This window comes from Chitinophaga tropicalis, from assembly GCF_009758205.1.
Lineage (GTDB): Bacteria > Bacteroidota > Bacteroidia > Chitinophagales > Chitinophagaceae > Chitinophaga > Chitinophaga tropicalis.
The window spans coordinates 469,635-492,277 of the sequence record NZ_WRXN01000006.1 but is presented as its reverse complement, the minus strand read 5'-3'; the positions used below and the strand labels follow the sequence as shown (position 1 = coordinate 492,277).

Below are 22,643 nucleotides of genomic sequence, written 5' to 3'. Positions count from 1 at the left end.
AGTGTTTATTATAAGAACAATAAAACGGAATGGCTACCGTCAGGAAAGCAGGTTAAGGAATTGTTACCAGATAAAGAATATGCTGGCAATGCTGGCGCGGAGGGAACGGAGTACACGTCCTATATAACGTTCTACTGTTTTTTCAGATACTCCTTCCATAAGGGCTATCTCTTTGTAGGTAAATCCTTCTTCCCTGTTAAGCAGGTAATAACGGCGGGCTGTTTCTTCGTGAGTATTAATGGTGTGATCTATGATCTGCTGCTGTTCTTTTACTTCCATCTGGTTAAGCGCGGCAGATTGTGGTTGGCTGGCGCCCAGGTAAACAACTGTATAGGCATCATGTTGCTTCTTTTCTTTCAGAGCCAGTTTAAGATGATCAAGGAAACAGTTGCGGGCTATGATCAGTATATAACGTTGTTTTTCTTCAGGGGTTTCAGGAAGCAGGTCCAGCTTCTGCCATACTTTCAGGTAGGCTTCCTGGGCCAGGTCTCTTGACAGTTCTTTATTATTGCTTATCTTTTCCAGGTAGGCTACCGTATTGGGATAGGTTTCCTTAAATAGCCGGTCAAAATACATCGCACTATATGTGGTGTTGATTCGCATTTTTATTTTACCTGTTCAAGGGCGCTAAAGTAGATGCACAATGTAAATTTTGTGTTAACTTATCATTAAGTTTAGGGTAAGAATTTAAACCGGATCATACCATGATCGAAGAAACAGACGTGCGTATTGGTAACATCGTATGGTATTACGATTATAACATGATAGAAACCACCTTCCGCATAGAAGGTATACTGGCAGGTCATGTTTATAACTCGACCCTTCCCAAAAGCAAACTTCCTTTTGATAAAGTACATCCCTGTATACTGGAAACAGAGCATCTGCTGGAATTTGGATTTCTGCCGGGCGACAAAGAATACGGGGAAGATATTAATATCTATTCCTATAAATATAACCGTACAAACAGCATTTACATCAGGCACACTGCCAACGGATTTCAGCCGCTGGCCCCCTCTGCCTCTGGTATGGTGCCTTATGGCCGGCCATTGCTGCACTTGCATCAGCTACAGAATTTATTCTATGACCTGACAAGAGATGACGTTTTCATACAATAACCCTAATCAATGATTTTTTACAATTCTACCTTTCCAGCCCCTGGTACCTTTGTAAAAACAAATAAATGAAAAACACATTTCTGCTGCTGGTGTCTATGCTTGTTAATAGCATAGCTCATGCACAACCCATCTCTGAAAACAAAACAATTAAAATGAATAAGACAGTTGTAAACAGGTTGTACGAAGAAGTACTGAACAAAAGGAATATGACAGTATTAAATGATATCGTCTCTGAAGAATATACCAGCGTAAACGGGGCTAAAGGACCGAAAGGCTTTGAGGGAGCAGTGCTTCCCCTGCTGGCGGGCTTTCCCGACATCAGCTGGGAAGTGATATCATTAACCGCAGAAGATGACAGGGTAATAGCGCAATGGGAATGGAGAGGTACTCACAGGGGGCAGTTCCAGGAGTTTCCGGCCACCGGCAAGCAGATAACCAACAGGGGAGCGACCACTTACCTGTTGAAAAACGGCAGGATCGTCCATTCTGAAGTAGTACCAGACAGGCTGGGCTTCCGGCAGGAAATGGAATCTGCTCTTTTTAAGGATAAGGTATGTTTTATTGACAAGTTCCTTGTACCGGCAGCGGCCCAGGCTGCATTCAGAGAGCGGGTGACCATCAACAGAAAATTCATTAAACAGCTACCCGGGTTTATAAAGGATGCTGCCTATGAGTATACAGATAATGATGGTAACCTGGTATTTGTAACAGTGGCTCAGTGGGTTAGCAGGGATGCTTTCAACAAAGCCAGGGAAGCTGTACAAGCTGAATATAAGAAGGAAGGTTTTGATGCGGCCGAAATGTTCAAACGTCTGAACATTACGGCCGATAGAGGGCTATATACCGAATTGCAGGAACATTAAACGAAGGAAGTATACCGGCCTCAATAACCGGGTTTCGTCTTTGGAGAAACCTGGTTATTTGAGAGAGGTAAAGCCGGCTTGTGGCCAGCTACAAAATCAAACGGACATACTGCCTGAGAGCGTTCTTTCCTCTACTTTCCAGCCCCCGGCTAACTGCTGTATATCCCATAAGCGCTTATACAGCCCCGGGCAATTTACCAGCTCTTCGTGCCGTCCCCATTGCTCCACTTTCCCTTCATTCAGCACGAGGATGGCATCAGCATTCCTGATAGTAGCCAGCTTATGCGCCACTACTACAACTGTTTTCTCTTTTACCAGTTCCTGTATAGCTTTCTGTATATAGATCTCGTTCTCAGGGTCGAGAGAAGCTGTTGCTTCATCCAGTAATATTACCGGCGCATTTTTCAACAGCGCCCTGGCTATACTGACCCGCTGTTTTTGTCCGCCGGAAAGCATGTTACCACCCTCTCCTACCCTGCTTTGCAGCCCACCCGGCATTTCCCAGGCAAAATCAAGCACCTGCGCCTTTTCTGCTGCGTCCAGTATTTCTTCTTCTGTAGCGTCCATACGGCCAAAACGGATGTTGTTATAAATGGTATCGTCAAACAGGTATACTTCCTGGAACACTTCGCTGATAAGACTATATACCTGCTCAGGCTGCATATTCCTGACATCTGTACCTCCAATTTTTACTGAGCCGCCCTGCACGTCATGAAAGCGTGCCAGCAGGGAGGTGATGGTGGTTTTTCCCGAGCCGGAAGGGCCTACCAGCGCCAGCATACTTTTTTCCGGTATATGGAACGATACGCCGTCCAGCACTTTTTTCCCTTCTATATAGGAGAAATGTACATTGTCAAACTGCAGGTCATATTGGCGGGGAGTACCAGCTGTGCCGGACAACTGCGGTGGAGTATTCAGCAAATCCACTATGCGGGCCAGGCTGATATTCATATACCGGAGTATAGTATAATCTACCAGCGCCAGCTTCAGCGGTTCGTACAAACGATATCCCAGGATGAGGAAAGTTATAAGTGCCGCTACTGTCAGTGTGCCGCCGGTAAAGTAAGTGATGCCTGTATACGCCATCCACAGAAAACATAGTTCAAATATTACGGCTGCTGTGAGGACAAAGGGCCCAGGAATAGCTTCTGTGCGGATACTGGCCTTCCGGAAATCATTAAAAGCCTTTTCAAGCACAGTAAACCGCTTGCCGGTAAGACCATATGATTTGATATGCCGGATGCCCTGTACGTATTCCAGGAACCTGGCACCTGTTTCATTACGTGCCCGTATATGTTCTGCACCTTCTTTGAGCAGGAACTTCCCGGATATCTTCACCACCACCCAGCTGAGGGGCAGACCAACCAGCAATATCAGTCCCAGGCGCCAGTCTGTAACAAACAGAAACACTGAGATGATGATGGTGGAAAAGATGGTGCTGATAATATTGCCGATAGTATGTACAAAGATGAGCTCAAAATTAGCTACGTCCTGCAGCGCTACCGAAGCCAGATCTGCCGGATCCCGTTGTTTATAGGCTCCCATGGAGAGCTTTTGCAGGTGCTTTCCCAGCTTCATCCTGAGATGCGTGGAAAGTGTATATGTCATCCTGTTACTGGTAACGTATGTAGTGCCGGAAAACAACAGCTGTACTACCAGCAGCACTGCTATGATAATAACATAGGCCCATAAACGATGTTCATTCACCTGTGCAGAGAACAGCTCCCGGACAATGAGTAAAAGGCTGCCGGTTGGAACGGCCACAAACAGGCTGAGTAACAGCTCCAGCAGGAAGCTTTTACAAACAATGCCCGGCGCCAGACGGAATATATAAAAGATGTTTCTGATCATTTTCTTTCCTGGTTAAATAGTAAATTCTTTTGCGCGGATATGTGCATGCCACAGCTGCCGGTATACTTCACAATTGTCCAGCAGTTCTGCATGTTCTCCGATATCGGCTACAGTACCTTTGTCTATTACAATGATCTGGTCACTATCTACAATGGTGCTCAGCCTGTGAGCAATAACGATAACGGTCTTATTTTCTATAAGTTTACTGAAAGCCTGCCGGATCAGGTATTCATTTTCAGGATCACTAAAAGCGGTGGCTTCGTCCAGTACCAGGATAGGTGCATCCTTAAGAATGGCCCGGGCAAGTTGTATGCGTTGTTGTTCTCCTCCGCTCAGGTGAACGCCCCTGCTGCCCCAGCGGGTCTGGTACCCATGAGGAAGAGCTGCAATAAAATCATGGCAGCGGGCCGCTTTTGCTGCAGCAATGATCTCTTCTTCTGTTTTATCCATGCCCATGCGTACGTTCTCATATATGCTCTGGCCAAACATAAAGCTGTCCTGGAATACGAAGGAAACATCTGCCATCAGCCTTTCAGGGGATATCTGCCGTATATCCGTCCCTCCTATCAGGATACGTCCTTCCTTCACGTCCCAGAAGCGGGCAATCAGCTGTCCGACGGTAGATTTTCCTGCTCCTGAAGGGCCTACCAGCGCTGTTACTGTACCCTGCAGTACCTTAAAGCTGACATGGCTAAGCGCCTCCCTTTTCCCTTCATAACTGAAGGAGACATTATCAAACCTGATACTGAAATCGTCTGGCAACCGCTCATTCCCTCCTGTTTCCTGTTCATGTTCAAACAGTATCTCATCCAACCGTTTTACGCCGTGATTGATCACAGACAGCTGGGCTCCCAGGTTGTGCAGGGCAAACAACGGACGGATATAACCTACTCCCAGGATAAGGAAAAGAAAGAGTACAGGTAGTTCAAGACCATTGCGGAAATAAAAATACAGACCTACTGCCAGTACCGGCAAGGTGGCATTACTTACAAAGCTGCTAAATACACCGTATGCCACAGAAGTACGGCGTATGAAAGCGTCTACCATCTTCCTGAAATGAAATACTGCATTGCTGTAGCGGTCAAAACTTTCTCCTGTATGACCGAATATCCTGACCACCGGCATAGCTCTTATGTATTCCACCACAACCGCATTCATATGTTCCAGGGAATTGTGATAATCTGTGAGCATGGCCATTTTTTTCTTATTGAACATTAGCGGTACAGATACTGCCACCAGTATGATGGGCACACAGCTTGCCAGTGCCAGCCGCCAGTCAACGGTAAAAAGATATCCCAATGTGATCAGGGGCATGGCAGCACATTTTACAAAGTCCGGGATGGTATGGGCAATAAAGTTTTCAATACGCTCAATATCGTCTGCCAGTATTTTTTTCAGAACGCCTGAATTATTCCTGTTAATAAATCCCAGCGGCAACTTACCAAGCTTATCGGCCATTTGCTTTCGCAGCTCATAAAGAATATTGAATGCTGCTACATGAGAAGCCATTCCGGAAGCATACAGCAGCATATAAGCACCTGTTACACAAGCAATTGCCCAGACAATATAGTAACGAATAAGCGCCATATCCGGCCCGGGGCCCAGTAAGGACCTGATAATAGCATAGATCAGCAGGTAGGGCGTCAACGCTAGTAGTGCGTGCACTACTGCCAGTATACCAGAGAGTACCAGAAGCCGTTTACGGCTGCCCGCTATCTGCAGCAGACGGGCCACACCCGATTTTTTTGTTCCTTTTTCTGTGCTCATTTCTAAGTGATATATTTGTTAAAGCAAAATTGCAACTTGCCTTCCGGGCAGTTTTTATACTATCGGGATTTAAATTGACATAATCGGGATTCTTTATGGGAGTGATGATAGGCGATAATAAAGGCCAATGGCAACTGGTGAGCGAGCATAGCGCTCTTCAGATGTTAACGTCTGCTACCCCACTGGTAACAGAAAGACGCGAGAAATTCAGCTGGGGTACAGGCGATATGGAAATGGTGCAATTATTCTTCCAGAATATCTTTATTGTGTACGGCGATATGCACCTGCGTCAGCAGCACTTCCGCATGCTCAATTTCGATATGCCGGATACGGTAGAACTGCATTTTTCCTTACAGGGAGGCGGAACGGTATATAACAGGCTGACCGGCGATACATTTCAGTTCAGGGCTAATGAACATAACATCACTTATGTAACAGAGCTGGAGGGGGACGCTACCTATAATTGTGAAGTGCCGCATACCTTCTTTGAAGTTCATTTTGCTACCCCTTATTTCATTGAACTGGCAAAGGACCTCAATTCTGCAATGGAACACTTCCTGGAGAATGTAAGTAAAAGGAAGGATGGTAGTATTGCGGTGGAAAACCGCACTGCAACTATCCCTATGCTGCAATGTATCAGGGACATTATGAACTGTAATTATAAGGGCGGGCTGAAATTGCTTTACCTGCAGTCTAAATGTATGGAGTTGCTGTCTCTGCAGGCAGATGCGTTTGCGCAGGTTGAAACGCGGTCTGTGTTAAGATCGGCAGGTGATAAAGAACGTATTATCTATGCCAGGGATTATTTATTGTCCAACCTGAGCACTCCTCCTACTATCGATGAACTGTCTGTTATTTCCGGCACCAACAGCTTTAAACTGAAACGCGGTTTTAAAGAACTGTTCAACACCACAGTATTTGGTTATCTGAACAATGCCAGGCTGGACAACGCAAGAGAACAATTATTATCAGGTATTCCGATCAAGAACGTTGCCGATGAACTGGGATTTTCGTCTGTGCAGCACTTCAGCAGCGCCTTCAGAAAAAAATTCGGCTGTCCGCCGGGAATGTTAAAGAAACACCTGTAAGCCTTACTGCTTCCTTACATATTTTGTGAGGATCACAATTACCTGTCCCTCTATCTTTCCTTCTATCTGTTCTGTATTATCTTCCACAAGGCGTATATTCTTTACAACTGTTCCCATTTTTGCATTCAGTGTGGAACCTTTCACATCGAGCGATTTGATCAGCACAACTGCGTCTCCGCTTTGCAGCACGGCTCCGTTGCAATCCCGGTGAAGGTCTACGGTAGCATCGTTCTCATGATCGCCGGTGGCTTTTGCCCAAGCCAGCTTTTCATCGTCCAGGTACATCATGTCCAGGCTGTCTGCCGCCCAGCTCTCATTTCTCAGGCGGTTCAGCATACGCCAGGATACGACCTGAACACCAGGTACTTCACTCCACATGCTGGTAGTTAAACAGTTCCAGTGAGCGCTGTCCAGTTCTTCCTTCTTCTCTATCTGTGCAAGGCACTTGTTGCAGATCATAATACAGTTATCCGCATCGCTGCCGGATTGAGGAGGTACTTCATACAGCTTTAATGCAGATTCAGCCCCGCATAATTCACATTTGTGCTCACTTCTTTTCAACAGTTGTTCTTCCAGTTTCATGTTTATCCTTTATTAATGAAGGCTGCAAAGGTACTTAAAAAAAAGGCAGAGGGGAATATCCCCCTCTGCCCATACATAAAATCCCCCTTTTGTAAGAAGTCCTAGAAATTGGGGTTCTTAACTGCAGCGCTGCCTTCACCCGGCGGGTTCAGGTCAGATTCATCAGCAGGAACATCCCAGTAATCAAGGAAGTCGTAATTAATGGTCACATTGGTATTTACAGTGCCGGCAGATGTAAGGAAGGTATTGCCATAGCTTCCTCCACCATTGGTAACATCATATGTCCAGCCCCATCTCCTGCTGTCATAGAAAGACAGACCACGGAAAACCAGGGCTACTCTTCTTTCTTTTACAAGTTCATTCAAAGCTTCTGTTTCAGATAGCCCTGTACCGGCTACGGCAGTTACTCCGGCGCCCATATAATCACGCACAGCATCTATATAGGCAAGGCCTGCATCTGTATTATTCAGCCTGATATTAGCTTCTGCCAGCATCAGGGCGTTCTCTTCGTAGCTGCCTGCAATAAACAGCTCATACGCTCCTACTGTTTTACTGCCATACATGTACACGCCATCTCCGCCGCCGCCGTCAATAATACTGTAACGCGTACCAAAAGAGATATCATCGAGGTAGGTAGTGGCAGTATTAAAGTTAGCAGACAGGCGTTTGTCGTTGCTTGCGAAATTCTGTACAAACCGTTCGCTCAGCCTGAAGGTGGAGGAAGTGTTCACTCCTGTGGTCAGCGAAGCTACGGTACCTCCTGAAGCGGTGAAAAAGCCGTTGGCAGCGGCGCTTCTGCCGGTAAACACATAATCGCCTTTCTGGATACCGTTACCTGCCAGTGTAAGCACAGTGTTCCAGTCGGCCGCTGTCATTGGCGTAGTAGAGGAATTAACAATAGTAGCATTCGGGTTTTTGTTCACAAACGGGGCCAGCTTGTTAACAAGCAAGTTGCGGGCCAGCATGGTATTAATGTTCCTGATCCACATAGCGGTGGTAAGTACGCCTCCGTTGCCTACCTGGCAGAACGAAGGGATCAGTTCTGTTAGCACCGCCTGGTAATCGGATGTACTTGAAATGCCTGTTTGCAGGAGGCTGGCTGCCATGTTAAAATATTTGTTTGACTCTGCCAGTACAGAGTCTTTCACTACATAGTGATTGCTTTTTCCTCCTGCCTCATTCACGATCAGGCCGGAGTAATACATAGAACCTATAGATGCGTAAGCATATCCTTTCCACCAGTAACACCAGATCTTAATCGTATTGGCCCTGGTAGTGGCATCGCCGGAGAAAGATATATTGTCTATCAGGCTTAATACCGTATTGCAGGCGCTGTTCATTGCATACATGTTGAGCCATTGGTAATAGAGCGGGTTATATCCTGCTCCTGTCTGGGCGCGGGTGTTATTTGCCCGTAACTGGGAAATATTGGAAAGGGAGGTATTCACCTGGGTATTGTTGTCCAGGACATAATATTCAGGAATACTGATAGTACTGATCAGCTGGTTGGATGCCTGGGCACCGACAACGTCTGCCAGCAACTCGCTATAACCATAAGGCAGCGAAAAATAACTGTTACCCAGCCAGTCATCGCCATTCTTGAAACCGTTAACATATACAGCGCCGACAGACAATGCTACCAGGCCCGATTCTGTGTTTACATTTCCTTCAACAGTAGGCAGGTTCGGGTTTCCTACATTCAGTTCTTTCTTGCAGGCAATTGTACCGGACAATAGCAGTGTACAAAAAAGTATTACCAGATATTTATTGTTATTCATGACCTTCTTTTTGAGATAAAAAATTAGAACCCTACATTTAAGCCAACCATATAAGATTTGATATTCGGCAGTGTGCTATGGTCCACCCCTCTGTCAAATGAAGAGTTAACGGCGCCGGAGCTAACCTCGGGATCAAATCCGGTATATTTGGTAACAGTAAGGATATTCCGGCCGGTAAACACCACCTGCAGCTTTTTAAAGCGTTTAACGTTCATCACTTTGGCCAGATCAAATCCGAGAGAGATATTCCTTAATCTTAAGAAAGAAGCGTCCTCATAAAAATAATCTTTGGTGGCATTGTTACCGGGCCCGTACAAGCTGCCCCAGGAGCCGGAATAAGCGCTGCCGTAATACGCTGTATAAGCGGCAGTAGTACCGTTGATGGTAACAGGTTTCGTAAAGTCTCCATGAATACCGTCACGATACATCCATTCTTTTGTCTGGTTGTAAAGGTGACTGCCATATACCCAGTCAAACTGGAAAGAGAGAGAAACAATGTCTTTAAATGAAAAAGAGTTGATGAAAGAAGCATTGAACTTCGGATTAGGATCACCAAATGCATAGGTCTCGGCAGAGAACTGTATACCTCTTGTAGCAGTGTCTACCAGGTGACCATTTACAACTTCATATTTCCCCGCGTCAGCATCAGACAGGTACTTAGTACCATCTTTATAAACAGCATCTTTGCCGGTAAGCGCCTTTAAGCCATAGATCTGTCCTATCTTCTGACCTGCTGTAAGCACCAGCGCGGTACTGCCTGCCGACGAAGTAAGGATAATATCTGCGCCGCCATTGATCTTGTCTATCATGGATGCCTGATGACTGAAATTGGTTGTGAAATCCCAATTGAAGTTCTTTGAATGATATACCGGCAGGTTCAGCTGGAACTGGTAGCCCTTGGAAGACATGTTGATGGCATTATTCAATATGCCGGTGGCACCTGAAGAAAGCTCAGAACTTACCGTATAGATCACATTCTCGCTCTTGCGTTTCCAGTAGGTGAATGAACCATTCAGAGAGCCCAGCCATTTACCTTTGTTGAGGTTTACGGTAAAGTCTGTACCGGTTTCAAACTCTTTGGAAACTTCCACTTTCAATGCAGAGTTCTGTGCAGTTTCAGGTACAGAGTATACCAGTGAAGATCCGAGAGAGCTTTGGTTCAGGGTAGGATACCTGTCAAAAGGGCCAGGCTGTATACCTGCTTTACCATATGCTGCTCTCAGTTTAAAATAAGGTATCCTATCCTCCATTTTTGCTGACCAGAAATTAAATGAAGAAGGCAGTACATAACCATCTACGTGAGGGAATGTGAAAGGAGAAGAACCACTGCCAAAGGCGGAAGACCAGTCACTTCTGAAACCACCGGTGATACCGCCATAATCACCAAAATCTATTTTCTGGTTCAGCAGGTAACCATAGGTCACAAATGTTTCTTCATAGTTACCATTGGTATTGGTGACAGAAGAAGTAGGCGCCACATGTACTTCTGTAGCTGTAGCCAGGTTGACGGGTGATGTCAGGGGCAGGCCCAGGCCGTAGATATCATACTCTTTATACTTATTCTTACGGTAATCGTATGAGATCTGTGTGCTGGTCTGAATAGGGATATTCAGGCCAAAGTCTTTTTCAAAGTCGGTTTTGATGTAGGCGCTACCCAGGAAGTTCTGGAAGGTGGTATTATAATCCCATTTATCTATCTCGCCTGTCAGATCAGAGGCGAAGGTGTAAGCCCAGGAATCATAGTAGGTAGCATTGGCGTTCTGTGTCTGGTTCTTATAGGTCCAGGTAGTAGTCTCTGTTCTGTAGTTGATACCGTATTTGGCGTCCAGTTCCAGGAATTTGTTCACCTGGTAATTTGCGTTAAAGCTTTGAACGATGTCTATTTTATTATCCAGCCCGCTTACATACTGCTTGACATAATATGGGTTGAAGGCGTTTATACTGAGAAAGTCGGCGGTCTGATATGCAGGGGAATTTCCGTCGGCCATTTTATACTTCAGGTCAAAGAAAGGCGAGGTATTCAGGAAGCTGAAAACATCGTCTACATTACCTGTCTTACTGCCTTTACCGTAAAGATATCCTCCGGCCCCGCCCAATCCGGGCACTAGTGTATTCTTTGTATATACCAGCTGTGTAGTGGAACGTATCCTGAAGCCTTTGAATATCTCTGTGCCCAGGTTGGCGGTGAAGTTGGAACGATCTACGTAACCATTCTTCATCACCGGGCTGGTGGTATGGTTATTGGCTACAGAGATTGCAAAATCACTTTTATCTGAAGCTCCGGAGAAACTGATGTTGTTATTCCAGGTATTTCCTGTCTGGAATACCTGTTTGAAGTGATCATAATACTTCAGGTTGGCATTGTAAGATTTATTGGCAATGTTACGCGGGTCCAGCACTCCATAACGGGTGGCTCCGCCATAAGTATAAGAGATCCCTTCAATGGAACCATAATCGTTGTACGTAAGGATGTTGCCTGAAGCGTCTACAATATTATTGTTTGCATCTGTCAGGTAAGGATGCTTATCTGCTTTCTTTACGTTGCCACTGTTAATATAGCTGTTGAAGGAATAGTTGGTATTATAATTAACAGCTATCGTTCCCAGCTTTCCTTTTTTGGTGAAGATCTGTATTACACCATTGGCTCCCTGTGCACCGTATAATGCTGCTGAAGCTGCGCCCTGCACTACTTCTATGCGCTCTACGTTACTCAGGTCAAGTGAGTTGAAGTCTGTAGCTGAAACCTGTACACCATCCATCATGATGAGAGGTTTGGTACCGTTCTGCACAGTATTAATACCTCTCAGCAGTATGTTGACAGGGTCTCCGGGGTTACCACTGATAGAAGATATCTGGGCACCGGGTATTTTACCTACCAGCGCCTGGTCAATAGATGTGGATGGTCCGCTGGTCAGTTTATCTGAAGTGATGGACTCTACTGCAATACCCAGTTTTCTTTTGCTGGTGGCTGTTCCCACACCGGTTATCACTACCTCGGAAAGTATCTTTTTATCAACGCCCAGTTTTACATTAATAACGGTGCCGTCTATTGGAACCTCTTTGGTCTCAAATCCGATCGCAGAGATAATAAGGGCTTTCCCTTTGGTTGCAGGTAAACTGAAAGCGCCTGTACCATCTGCGATGGTAGCGCCTCCTCCTTTGATCTTAATAGTTGCTCCTGGAATAGGGTCTCCGGCATCGTCAACAACGGTACCGGTAATTTTTGAAGTGGTTTGTGCCTGTAACGGACAAGTAAATGCATGGCATAGCAATACCATCAGGCATAGCAGAAGGCTCTGTCTTATCATAGATGTGCTTTAAAATGTGACTGTCGTAAGTCTGTTATATTGTTATATTAGCCATAAAATGGGCTTCCCGGCTGTTCTCCGGCTTGTTTGTTGTTCACCAATAAAATGGCATTGTCCCCCCATGCCTTTCAGACACAGTACAGATAGATGTGGTTAAATGCTTTACGCGCCTGAATTGGCACGCATATTCCCGTTCCAGATAAGTGATTATCTAATCAGTAGTTACAAACAAAGGATCAAGAGTAAAAGACTTGTAAGGATACATGTGATCTGTGAGCGTCATAAGCAATCACCAGGTGGTTCACTCTCTTCAATGCCGTCATTGTTCCATCACAAAAGTTCAGTTCGCATTTAGATTTTGGTTCAGCGTTCGATTTAGTTGTATTCTTATCGAGTAAGCGTCTGTGTAAATATAATCGCTTTTTTCAAACCAGGCAATAGGAGAAAGCGATTTAAAAAAATATACTTAAAAGAGTAATCGGATAGCAGGGCATTTTTATCCGGTCTGAAAAAATAATTTTTAAATGAGCGCTCGCTCACTTATCTTTGTATTCATATGAGACCGCGTGACGAATCAAAAATTTCCGCCATTAATGAAAAGGCGATAGAAATGATCGCTGATGAAGGCCTTGAAAATTTCGGCATCAATAAGCTGGCAAGAGCAGTAGGTGTATCTCCTGCAACTATCTACATATATTATCCGGATAAAGATGAATTAATTAACCAGATAAGTATAAGCGAAGGCTTAAAGATGTGTAGTGCTGTACTGGACGGGTTTGATGAGAATATGAACTTTGAAGAAGGGCTATGGATACAATGGCAGAACAGGGCCAGCTATGCTATGGCCAATCAGCGGGGCACCAGGTTCTTTGATCAGCTACGCCATTCTACTTATAAAGAAAGAATGCAGGAAGCAATAGGTGAAGAAATGAAAAAGAAGGCAGGTGGCTTTGTCAAAAATGCTATTAAACGGGGAGAAATAAATGATATGCCTATGGAGGTATATTGGTCTGTCGCTTTCGCTCCTTTATATTCTCTTGTAAAATTCAATGAAGATGGGTATAGTCTTGGAGGAAGGAAATTTAAGTTAACACAAAAGATCATGAAAGAAACTTTCAGCTATGTAATCAAAGCGTTAAAAAAATAGCGCGGCATCCGGCCATCAGCCGGTTAAATACAACGTTATCTATATATTACCCAACTGCCTGTTGTGAAAACAACACAGGCATAACCATGCAATAAACGATCAATTTATCAACAAATCAACTAATGATGAAAAACGCCATTCCATTCACTCCCTATCAGAAACTGGTCATAGTTTTACTGACCTTAACCCAGTTTTCCGTAGTACTGGATTTCATGATCATGTCACCTCTGGGAGATATGCTGATGAAGTCATTAGATATTAACACACAACAATTCGGCCTTGTGGTATCTGCCTATGCTTTCAGTGCAGGTACATCAGGATTGCTCACTGCAGGTTTTGCAGACCGCTTTGACAGGAAGAAGCTCTTTGTATTCTTCTATGGCGGCTTCATTATAGGTACGCTCTGCTGTGCCATCTCTACTACCTATCCTATGCTGGTGGCAGCCAGGATAGTGACCGGCCTGTTTGGCGGCGTGATCGGCTCCATTTCCATGGCTATTGTTACAGACCTTTTTCCCATAGAACAGCGTGGACGGGTAATGGGATTTACGCAGATGGGATTTGGCGCCAGCCAGGTCCTGGGCATTCCTATCGGCCTGTACCTGGCTAATTTCTGGGGATGGGAAGCTCCCTTCTTCCTTGTGGTGGGTATTGCAGTGGTACTGATGTTCCTTATCTGGACAGGTATGCAGCCTATTACAGCGCACCTGGCTTTTCAAAGGAAAAAAAATGCGCTGGAGCATTTGTGGCATACTATAAAAAAAGGGCATTACCGTGCGGGATTTGCTGCCACTGCGCTGTTCTCTATAGGAGGTTTTATGATGATGCCTTTTGGCAGCGCATTTGCCATCAACAACCTGCATGTTACACAGCAGCAGTTACCATTACTGTTCATGGTATCGGGTATTGCTTCCCTGGTGGTTATGCCGTTAGTAGGAAAACTCAGTGATAAAACCGACCGCCTGCAGCTGGCTATCATCTTTACCTTCTTTATGATGATCATGGTAGCTGTTTATACACATCTGACGCCTTATCCTTTACCGGTGATCATTATGCTGAACGTGCTGATGATGATCTGCCTTATAGGGCGTATGATCCCTTCTATGGCGCTCATTACCGGCGTGCCTGAAATGCAGGACAGAGGAGCTTTTATGAGCGTCAACTCTTCACTTCAGCAAATAGCCGGAGGTATTGCGGCTGCGGTTGCGGGGATGATAGTGGTACAGGAAACCAAAACAAGTCCGCTTAAACACTATGATACTGTGGGTTGGGTTATCATTGGTGTTTCTATGATATGTATCCTGTTACTGGCAAGAGTAAGCAGTATTGTAAAAGAGAAGGCGAAAAATGCCGCTCCTGTTATGCCGAAGGTTGATGTTATACCGGAAATGTAAAGAAAAAGGCCCCTGCAGATCTGCAGGGGCCTTTTTCTTTTTACACCGTTTCGTCCAGCACTACTGCTTCGGGGGCGTTCTTTCTGACAGACTCAATGCCATTATCTCTGGCAGTTGTACTGCTGTACATTTCACTGGTGCCAATTACCTGTCCGTTAGTGGCTTCCAGGTTAAAATAATGATTTCCGTTCTTAGCTTCTTTCTTTTCATAACGATCTTCATGAGGGGCGTTCTTTTTAACGGATTCAATACCGTTCAGGCAACTTGCCTTTGCATTATATCCTTCACTGATCAGGATAGTCTCTCCATTACCGGCTTTCAGCTTAAAGCGGTATTCGCCGTTGGGGCTTTTGGTAACATAGAATTTACTCATCGTGTGATGTATTTAAATAATGGAAAAATAAGTGGTGTATCCGTTTGAATTTTATTGAAGCAATAACAAAAATCAGTTCACATCTTTTCCTTCTTTTAACAGCCCGATCATACGTTGCAGGCTTGATTTATTCTGAGGGTCAGGAGCCAGGGTTTCAGCCTGTGTTGCATATTTCAGGGCAGCCTTATAATCGCCGTTAGCGGAGTATCCTCTTGCAAGGCCTACCAGTGTGGTAAACTGACCAGGATATTTCTCTGCGTTCTTTTTGAAGATGTCCAGCGCTTCTTTATTTTGCTTCTGCTGCACCAGCTGTCTGCCGTACTGGTGTAATTCCTGCATACCGGCGTAAGGCATGGCTTTCTTCATAGCAGCCGCCGCTTCGTCTTTACGCCCCAGCTTATTCAGTATCTGAGCTTTTGTGCTCCAGGCAGCAAAGCTTTTATCTCCTCCAAAAGTAGTGCTGGTAGCGGTATCAGACCATAACAGCGCTTCGTCCAGGTTTACATCGTGCTGCAGGCTCCATTGGGCTGCCTGTTCCCATCCTTCCCACAGGAATCCCCTGGAAGAACGGAGCTCATTACGGAAAGATGTTATCTGGTCATTGATATAATCTACTTCCACCTTAAAAGGAAACATCAGTTTTTCCCATTGCAATCCTATCACCGCACTATTTTCGGTCTGATCCATGAACTCGTATTTGAGCCGTTCTACATTCTTATCCAACGCAACCGGTTTTACTTTTATTCTCAGTACATCTTCTTTATCGTTGTAGTAATAGCTACCCCAGGAGTTGGAGTTCCGGGAGAAGATGACGGTACTTTCATTGGGGCCGTAAGCTACAAACAAACCGTATTTGCCTGCCGGCAGCGGTTGTCCGTCCACCTTGACATTGCCTGAAAATTCGATAGTGGTATTCTCATTAGCGCCTGCCCGCCACGGTGCTGATTTGCTGGAACCAAAACCGGGATCTGTAAAACCTTCCGGGACCAGTTGTCCCCATATCTTGCCTTCACGCCCTTTTACAGCGGGCCTGTCATAATGGATCGTTATATCTGTCAGCCCTATGCGTTCGCTGACTGAGGCTTTTTTATTGCCGCCACTGGGAGCGGTTGTTAATGGTATCTGTGAGAAAACAGTAAAGGATAGGCATAACAGCCCGGTGGTAATGTATAGTAGTTTCATAACTGGGGTATTTTATTGTTAATCTACTTAAAAAATTCAGTACGACATTCATACTGTGATAAACGGTACAGTGGTCAGATTTGTTTATGAAACGGGTAAAAAATAACCGTCTGCCGGCTCAGTCCTCTACTATACATAAATAATTAACTAATAAATAACCGACTAAAATCAAATATATTACATATAATTCTGTGCATTTCCTGTGGATAACTTTGGCCATAAAACGGTTACTACGCATAATGGATAGTAAGTGACCTACTAACTTTGATATTGTTAAGTAAATAGCTGGTTATATGAGGAAAGTTGCGCTATTGGTCCGTTTTCAATTACCGTTTTACCTGCAAAGGATTGCAGCCATTGTATCGTTACCTATATCCATCCACAAACAAAAAGCTTTCTAAAAATTATTGTTTGGGTTAACCCCACAGTGCTGTGTCGCCGTCCGCCGGAAGCGGGCGGCTGGCATGGTCTGTATGCAGATTATTTCACTGTAAAAACTCAAAGCGAAGCTAATGGACAATCAGGAAAAAGACCCCCAAAAAATAACCAGTACCAGCTTTTCCTGGAAGCCCTGGGAACTGTTTGATCATATTCAATCAAGGGCATCCATGCTGCCCGGTGGATTTGAAGTGGACCAATGGAACAGACAGGCGGTGAAAGCCCTCTGTCATTACTTTACGGGATGTACCTCCTTTGAGAAAATGAGCCCGCCAGGACAATCCTGGAAACTGCATAAAGGGCTGCTTATAACGGGCAATACCGGTGCAGGAAAAACTACGCTCATGCAACTGTTTAAAAGGAACACCCGCCAATGTTACCAGGTGGTGAACTGCAGACAACTGAATGTGCTCTTTGCCATACAAGGATATGAAATGCTGGGTCGTTACAGCGTGCCCATCCGTATTCCGCTGGCCGAAGAAACCTTTTATCAGCAGGAGTTAGGTACCTGTTTTGACGATCTGGGCGTGGAAAACGACAATGTGCGTATTAACGTCATGGCAGAGATCATCCTGAACAGGTATGAGAACAGTACACCCTGGCATTATACTTATATCACCACCAGCCTCACGGCCGGCCAGATAAAACAACGCTACGGATCACGCGTACAATCAAAAGTGAGGGAGATGTTCAATATGATAGTTCTCCCCGAAAAAGACCGCCGTTAATAACGGCACCTATTAACCTAAAGTAAAAAGCACCAGAAAAAATATGAGAGGACAACAATCACTTTTCAACAATTATCTTGAAAGCCCTGCAATTAAAACTGTCAGGAAAGGACGTTCTGCAGATATGATAGCGCTCAGGGATGAGTGCCTGTTACACAGGTATTATTATCATATCAAATTACTGGGTAAACGCTATGATACAGCTCTTACAGAACTCTCAAAAGAGTTCTGGATCAAGAACAGCAATATCATTTATCGTATGCAATGCAACAGCGACCGCCTGGAGCAGATCATGAAAAAAGAGCAACCGGATGTGAAAACATTACGGTCGTTATATCCGTGGATAATATGGTAAAAAAGAAAGCCGGTCGCTCTAGCGACCGGCTTTCTTTGTGTTTATTTCGTACTTTTCGAAATACTTATCCGGCCAAAAATCCTCACCTCTCCGTTGTATCCATCCTTGTAGTCTGTACGTATCCTTCTAATTTCTCCTTCCTTATCCTGATATGTATAAATATCTTCAGGTTTTGTCTTTCTCACGCTCTCATCATATAACTGCGCATACAGATCAATAATATCACTGACTGAACCGGTAATACTCACAGACTTGATCTCGTCAGGGTTTACATCAATATTTTTATTAAAATCGATGATCACCCATTTTTCCGGGTTGCCGGCAGCAGTGAGTTTCACTTTTATAATGCGGGTATTAGATTTTGTTCCTGCACTATCCGGTGGATTAAGTTTCATTTTCTCTGCAATAATACGTGCAAAGGGAAATGCGGAAGCAACAGGTTTTCCAATGATCTTCAGATCCTGTCCGTAAGAAGTTGCTGATGCAAGACAGGCTACTACGGATATTAATAAAAGACGTACAATTTTCATGTGAGCTAACGGAAATTTAAGTGTAAAGATAAACAAAATCTATACCACTCTCCTACTGGCAGTGCACCAGTCCGGAGCTTTATATCATACTCAATGCGAAACTTCTCAGAAAACCGCTTTTACCTTCGGTAAAAGCGATTTCTGAGGATGCTTTTCCGGCCTGTGGCCGGCTAAGAATTTAATCAGGACAATAACTCTAATGGTGGTTTCTCTATCTCGCTTGTGACAGAGGGGGCCGGGTATTCATTAAAGTCCAGGCTGTAAGTAATGACCCTTACCCGGAATGTCCAGTCTCTGTCTACCCTGTCTTCCGTGCTGATCTTTGTACGTGCAAGCGGGGCAATACTACCATTTGTCCATCCCTGTAAAGCCTGATGTAATTGTCTTTCTGCTTCATAATAATTCAATACTGTGGCAGTGTCGATAAAAGTTGTGTTGTCTGCTGCCGTAACACGATATGCCAGCCTGAACACCAGTTCTCCTGCGGCTGCCTGTACATTCTGTGTCAGTTCAGCAAATGTAAAGTTCGTAAAGTCAACAAACACGCAGGGCCATACAGCAGGAGCGCCCTTGTAGTTTTCTGTCTGTAACAGTTCGGGGTAAACGCCTTTAATGGCAGGTGCGGCAGTGGTAATGTGCGACTGCAGTGCGGAAAAAAGATTTGAAAATAAACTATCCATTCTTCAATTTTTAAGATGATCAATTTTTTTGTTGGTCAACAGTGTAAAGGTCGGTTCAATACACATCTTTTCCATTCGTGCTTTCAATGATTGTACATACACCGCATATTCACTCAGCTGAAAAAGTATAAGCATTGTTTCACGATTTTTTCAGGGGCTGATGTTGTTGTTTCTTTGTATTGTAATCGCTTGCTGACACAGTAAGTAAAGAGAAAAAAAGCTGTTCGTGAAAAGAGAAATTACTGATAACGGGCGGTACAAATTGTTAACCTCGATGTTACTATTAAATACAATTATACAAACAGATCCTGCACAGACCATCTGGCAGCGGCTAGGCGATCAGGCCTTCACGGTTGTGGTATTAATTGGTATTGCATGGCTACTATGGAAACGCCAGATAAAACTGGAAGACCGTTTAACACAATACCTGGATGATGACCGGGAAAAAATGCTGGGTGTGATAGAGAACAACACCAAAGTAATGGAGCGGCTGGAAGATGTGCTGAACAGGAATAACCCCAGTTAAAAATGCGTAAGATAGATTTCATTGTACTCCATTGTACGGCAACCCCTCAGGACACACGTCCTGAAGCCATCCAGCGATACTGGAAAGAAAATCTCAAATGGAAAAGTCCCGGCTATCACTACCTGATACAAGCATCAGGGCATGTGATACAACTGGCTACGGAAGACCGTATCTGTAATGGCGTAGCAGGACATAATGCAAATAGCATCCACGTCAGTTATATAGGCGGAGTAGATGCTGATAACAAGCCGGCAGATAACAGAACGGAAGCGCAGCGTAAGGCCATATGCGAACTGGTAACAGAATTAAAATACCAGTACCCGCAGGCGCAGATCCTTGGTCACCGGGACTTTCCATTTGTTAAAAAGGCGTGCCCATCTTTTGATGCGCGTAAAGAATTTAAAGACCTATAAAACCATCCCTATGGCATTTTGCAAAAAAGCAGGACAAAAGATCAAACAGGTATTAAAACAGTTTGATTCATTCATTGCGCTGCATGCTGAAGAAGCGCTGCGCGTAACAAAGATCATTAAATCAGCGTTGGAAAGCCCGCTGGCAGACCTTCTGGAGGCCATCATACCGGGCGATGCCGATACGATCTTCAAAAACAAAGTATTACAGGCGCTGGAAACAGGCATTGACACATTGAACATTGTAAACACCTGCAGTAAGGAGCCCAACCTGGAAGCAAAGCTTATTTGCTTTGTAGCTGCACTGAAGAATGTAACACCGGAACTGCAGGATGCGGTACTGCAGAAGCTGCAAAGTATTCTTTTGCGCGAACTGGATGGCAACACCAAGAAGCAGAATGTTTATGACCTGTTCAGTCAGGCTAAATACAGTGAAAGTAAATAGCAATTAAACAAATTACAATGACCAAAAAAATTGAGAAATGGGATTACCAAAAGTAGCAATTACATTAGGAAACGGCAACCTGGGAACAAGCGTTGCTACTGACGACGGCGTAGCAGGACTGGTACTGACAGGCGTTGCAACCGCCAACCTGCCACTTGGCACACCAAAAGTTATCTTCAACCTGAGCGAAGCTGAAGCTCTTGGTATCACCGCAACCGGTACCAATGCCAGTGCATACCGCCACATCAAAGAATTCTATGATCTGGCCGGAGAAGGTGCAGAGCTCTACATCATGACCGTAGCAGACAGTGTTACGCTCACCCAGATGGCAGATGTTACCAATGCGAGCGGCGCATCGAAACTGCTGGATGCAGCACGCGGCCGTATCAGGCTGCTGGGTCTTACCCGCACACCTGCGGCTTCTTATATCCCGTCTCTGACAGACGGTCTGGATAAAGACAGCCTGGATGCTATCACTAAAGCACAACAGCTGGCAACAGCTTATACCGCACAATATAAACCTGTGCGGGTACTGATAGAAGGCCGTAAGCTGGATACTGCAAACACTGCTACACTGAAAGACCTGCGTACCTATACCGCAAACCGTGCAGGCATAGTGATAGGCAGCACATCCAACGATGGCAGCGCTTCTGTGGGACTGGTACTTGGCCGGGCTGCATCCATACCAGTACAACGCAACCTGGGCCGTGTAAAAGATGGTTCTCTACCTGTTACTTCAGCGTATGTGAATACAGTGAAAGCAGAAGACCTTACCTCCGGCGATATGCTGCATGACAAGGGCTATATCTTCTTACGCACATTTATTGGCCGCTCCGGTTATTTCCTGAACGATGATCCTATGTGCGCTCCTGCTACAGACGATTATAGTCAACTGGCATTGGGAAGGGTGATAGACAAAGCGTCCCAGGTAAGTTACCAGACATATGTTGATGAACTGAACGATGAGATCGTTATCGACGAAAATGGTAAGATTAGCGTACCTGTGATCAAATATCTGCAGAATAAAATTGAATCTGCTGTAAACCTGGCCATGGTAGACGAGATCAGCTCTTTCAGCGCTTTTATAGATGCAGATCAGAATGTGCTCAGCACTGGTAAGCTTACCGTCAGGGCATCTATCGTACCTATGGGATACACTAAAACAATTGAAGTATTGCTCGGCTTCACGAACCCTGCCCTGCAGTAATGCCGTTATTCAACTTTTAAAAAAGAACCAATATGATTTTTGACAACAAAGAATGCACCTGGGCCAATATGAAAGTGGTAGTGCTGGGTAAAGAACTGACAGGTATCCGTGGTATCAAATACAAACTGACGCAGGAAAAAGAACACCTGCATGGTGCGGGTGACGAGCCTATCGGTATCCAGCGTGGTAAACGTACCTATGAAGGCGAGATCAAACTGCTGAAATTTGAATACGACGTACTGGCTGATGCAGTAAGAGCTGCGGGTGGCAGGGACATCCTTGATCTGACAGCAGACATCATTGTGACCTATGTAAAGGACAGCACATCTGCTCCACGTACAGACATCATCCGCGGTTTCCAGTTCAAGGAATTTGAAAAAGGCTGGGAACAGGGCGCCAAGTTCATGGAGATCACTCTGCCGATCGTATTCATGGGCCTGCAGCAGAACATCTAATCCCTGACATGGTCCTCCTATTTAATTACAAAACACTTATACACTAATATACTATGACAGTAGAAAAACCGGTAGCAATTACCAAAGAACACATTGATGCATGGAAGCAGAAATATAAAGATGTATTTAAGCTCACTGCCGCTGATGAGAAGGTAGGTTACTGCAGAAAGCCCACCAGGGATGAAGTAAGCTACGCAATGACCCAGATAGCAGGTGATCCGCTGGCTTACCACGAAACACTTCTGAAATCCACCTGGCTGGGTGGAGATGAAGAGATACTGAACGATAAGTCTTATCTCTACGGACTGGGTGCGCAACTGGACAAACTGCTGGAAGCGAAAAAAGTTGAAGTGGAAAAGCTTTAAGCGAGGCGTCCGGCGAATTTGAGAAAAACCCTTTCGGGTATATTCAAACGCTGTTC

At 44.9% G+C, this 22,643-nt stretch carries 23 protein-coding genes; 13 read left to right on the top strand and 10 right to left on the bottom strand.

What is annotated here, in order from left to right; translation table 11 throughout:
* Window positions 1–63: 63 nt before the first annotated feature.
* Window positions 64–603: a sigma-70 family RNA polymerase sigma factor gene (locus GO493_RS16670; RefSeq protein WP_157307341.1), complete on the bottom strand. Its 540-nt coding sequence runs from the start codon at window positions 601–603 to the stop codon at window positions 64–66.
* Window positions 604–704: 101 nt separating this feature from the next.
* Between GO493_RS16670 and GO493_RS16665 the strand changes: the two genes are divergently transcribed.
* Together GO493_RS16665 and GO493_RS16660 are read left to right on the top strand one after the other, a co-directional pair.
* A complete protein-coding gene (locus tag GO493_RS16665) occupies window positions 705–1,115 on the top strand; it encodes a hypothetical protein (RefSeq protein ID WP_157307340.1) in 411 nt (136 codons plus the stop codon).
* 65 nt (window positions 1,116–1,180) lie between these two features.
* Window positions 1,181–1,978, top strand: coding sequence for an ester cyclase (locus GO493_RS16660; RefSeq protein ID WP_157307339.1), 798 nt, complete (start codon window positions 1,181–1,183; stop codon window positions 1,976–1,978).
* 96 nt (window positions 1,979–2,074) lie between these two features.
* On the opposite strand, the gene GO493_RS16655 is transcribed toward GO493_RS16660, so the two are convergent.
* Both GO493_RS16655 and GO493_RS16650 read right to left on the bottom strand, forming a co-directional pair.
* The gene (locus GO493_RS16655) at window positions 2,075–3,829 is read right to left on the bottom strand and encodes an ABC transporter ATP-binding protein (RefSeq protein ID WP_157307338.1); all 1,755 of its coding nucleotides are present in this window, start codon (window positions 3,827–3,829) and stop codon (window positions 2,075–2,077) included.
* A 12-nt stretch (window positions 3,830–3,841) separates the two neighbouring features.
* The gene (locus tag GO493_RS16650; RefSeq protein WP_157307337.1) at window positions 3,842–5,596 is read right to left on the bottom strand and encodes an ABC transporter ATP-binding protein; all 1,755 of its coding nucleotides are present in this window, start codon (window positions 5,594–5,596) and stop codon (window positions 3,842–3,844) included.
* A gap of 95 nt (window positions 5,597–5,691) precedes the next feature.
* On the opposite strand from GO493_RS16650, the gene GO493_RS16645 reads away from it, so the two are divergent.
* Window positions 5,692–6,684 (top strand): helix-turn-helix transcriptional regulator, encoded by a 993-nt coding sequence (locus GO493_RS16645; RefSeq protein ID WP_157307336.1) that lies wholly within the window; start codon window positions 5,692–5,694, stop codon window positions 6,682–6,684.
* 3 nt (window positions 6,685–6,687) lie between these two features.
* Here the strand turns inward: GO493_RS16645 and GO493_RS16640 are convergent, their stop codons facing one another.
* The 3 genes from GO493_RS16640 to GO493_RS16630 form a co-directional block, all read right to left on the bottom strand.
* On the bottom strand, window positions 6,688–7,266 hold the full coding sequence (locus GO493_RS16640; protein ID WP_157307335.1) for a PhnA domain-containing protein: 579 nt from the start codon (window positions 7,264–7,266) through the stop codon (window positions 6,688–6,690).
* Between the two features lie 101 nt (window positions 7,267–7,367).
* Window positions 7,368–9,044 carry a RagB/SusD family nutrient uptake outer membrane protein gene (locus GO493_RS16635; RefSeq protein ID WP_157307334.1) on the bottom strand — a complete coding sequence of 559 codons (1,677 nt, stop codon included), beginning with the start codon at window positions 9,042–9,044 and terminating at the stop codon, window positions 7,368–7,370.
* Window positions 9,045–9,067: 23 nt separating this feature from the next.
* Window positions 9,068–12,352 carry a SusC/RagA family TonB-linked outer membrane protein gene (locus tag GO493_RS16630; protein ID WP_157307333.1) on the bottom strand — a complete coding sequence of 1,095 codons (3,285 nt, stop codon included), beginning with the start codon at window positions 12,350–12,352 and terminating at the stop codon, window positions 9,068–9,070.
* Between the two features lie 556 nt (window positions 12,353–12,908).
* Between GO493_RS16630 and GO493_RS16625 the strand changes: the two genes are divergently transcribed.
* Together GO493_RS16625 and GO493_RS16620 are read left to right on the top strand one after the other, a co-directional pair.
* Complete coding sequence (locus tag GO493_RS16625) at window positions 12,909–13,499, top strand: TetR/AcrR family transcriptional regulator (RefSeq protein ID WP_157307332.1); 591 nt, start codon at window positions 12,909–12,911, stop codon at window positions 13,497–13,499.
* Window positions 13,500–13,624: 125 nt separating this feature from the next.
* Window positions 13,625–14,893, top strand: a complete 1,269-nt coding sequence (locus GO493_RS16620; protein ID WP_157307331.1) for an MFS transporter — start codon at window positions 13,625–13,627, stop codon at window positions 14,891–14,893.
* 40 nt (window positions 14,894–14,933) lie between these two features.
* Here GO493_RS16620 and GO493_RS16615 read toward each other — a convergent pair whose 3' ends face one another.
* Window positions 14,934–15,266, bottom strand: coding sequence for a YegP family protein (locus GO493_RS16615; RefSeq protein ID WP_157307330.1), 333 nt, complete (start codon window positions 15,264–15,266; stop codon window positions 14,934–14,936).
* A 72-nt stretch (window positions 15,267–15,338) separates the two neighbouring features.
* Window positions 15,339–16,448 carry a DUF2911 domain-containing protein gene (locus GO493_RS16610; RefSeq protein ID WP_157307329.1) on the bottom strand — a complete coding sequence of 370 codons (1,110 nt, stop codon included), beginning with the start codon at window positions 16,446–16,448 and terminating at the stop codon, window positions 15,339–15,341.
* Window positions 16,449–16,960: 512 nt separating this feature from the next.
* Here GO493_RS16610 and GO493_RS16605 point away from each other — a divergent pair.
* Both GO493_RS16605 and GO493_RS16600 read left to right on the top strand, forming a co-directional pair.
* Entirely contained in the window at window positions 16,961–17,614 is a 654-nt protein-coding gene (locus tag GO493_RS16605) for a P-loop NTPase family protein (RefSeq protein WP_157307328.1), read from the top strand.
* Window positions 17,615–17,657: 43 nt separating this feature from the next.
* Entirely contained in the window at window positions 17,658–17,969 is a 312-nt protein-coding gene (locus GO493_RS16600; protein WP_157307327.1) for a transposase, read from the top strand.
* A 41-nt stretch (window positions 17,970–18,010) separates the two neighbouring features.
* Here the strand turns inward: GO493_RS16600 and GO493_RS16595 are convergent, their stop codons facing one another.
* Together GO493_RS16595 and GO493_RS16590 are read right to left on the bottom strand one after the other, a co-directional pair.
* Window positions 18,011–18,499 carry a hypothetical protein gene (locus GO493_RS16595; protein ID WP_157307326.1) on the bottom strand — a complete coding sequence of 163 codons (489 nt, stop codon included), beginning with the start codon at window positions 18,497–18,499 and terminating at the stop codon, window positions 18,011–18,013.
* A gap of 182 nt (window positions 18,500–18,681) precedes the next feature.
* Window positions 18,682–19,179 (bottom strand): hypothetical protein, encoded by a 498-nt coding sequence (locus tag GO493_RS16590; RefSeq protein ID WP_157307325.1) that lies wholly within the window; start codon window positions 19,177–19,179, stop codon window positions 18,682–18,684.
* A gap of 274 nt (window positions 19,180–19,453) precedes the next feature.
* Here GO493_RS16590 and GO493_RS16585 point away from each other — a divergent pair, with 274 nt between their 5' ends.
* The 6 genes from GO493_RS16585 to GO493_RS16560 are packed head-to-tail and all read left to right on the top strand — an operon-like array spanning window position 19,454 to window position 22,587.
* Window positions 19,454–19,705 (top strand): hypothetical protein, encoded by a 252-nt coding sequence (locus GO493_RS16585; RefSeq protein ID WP_157307324.1) that lies wholly within the window; start codon window positions 19,454–19,456, stop codon window positions 19,703–19,705.
* A 2-nt stretch (window positions 19,706–19,707) separates the two neighbouring features.
* A complete protein-coding gene (locus GO493_RS16580) occupies window positions 19,708–20,118 on the top strand; it encodes an N-acetylmuramoyl-L-alanine amidase (RefSeq protein ID WP_157307323.1) in 411 nt (136 codons plus the stop codon).
* Between the two features lie 10 nt (window positions 20,119–20,128).
* Window positions 20,129–20,560 carry a hypothetical protein gene (locus tag GO493_RS16575; RefSeq protein ID WP_157307322.1) on the top strand — a complete coding sequence of 144 codons (432 nt, stop codon included), beginning with the start codon at window positions 20,129–20,131 and terminating at the stop codon, window positions 20,558–20,560.
* A 37-nt stretch (window positions 20,561–20,597) separates the two neighbouring features.
* Window positions 20,598–21,767 (top strand): DUF2586 family protein, encoded by a 1,170-nt coding sequence (locus GO493_RS16570; RefSeq protein ID WP_157307321.1) that lies wholly within the window; start codon window positions 20,598–20,600, stop codon window positions 21,765–21,767.
* A gap of 32 nt (window positions 21,768–21,799) precedes the next feature.
* Window positions 21,800–22,222, top strand: a complete 423-nt coding sequence (locus tag GO493_RS16565) for a hypothetical protein (protein WP_157307320.1) — start codon at window positions 21,800–21,802, stop codon at window positions 22,220–22,222.
* A gap of 53 nt (window positions 22,223–22,275) precedes the next feature.
* Window positions 22,276–22,587: a hypothetical protein gene (locus GO493_RS16560; protein WP_157307319.1), complete on the top strand. Its 312-nt coding sequence runs from the start codon at window positions 22,276–22,278 to the stop codon at window positions 22,585–22,587.
* Window positions 22,588–22,643 lie beyond the last annotated feature (56 nt).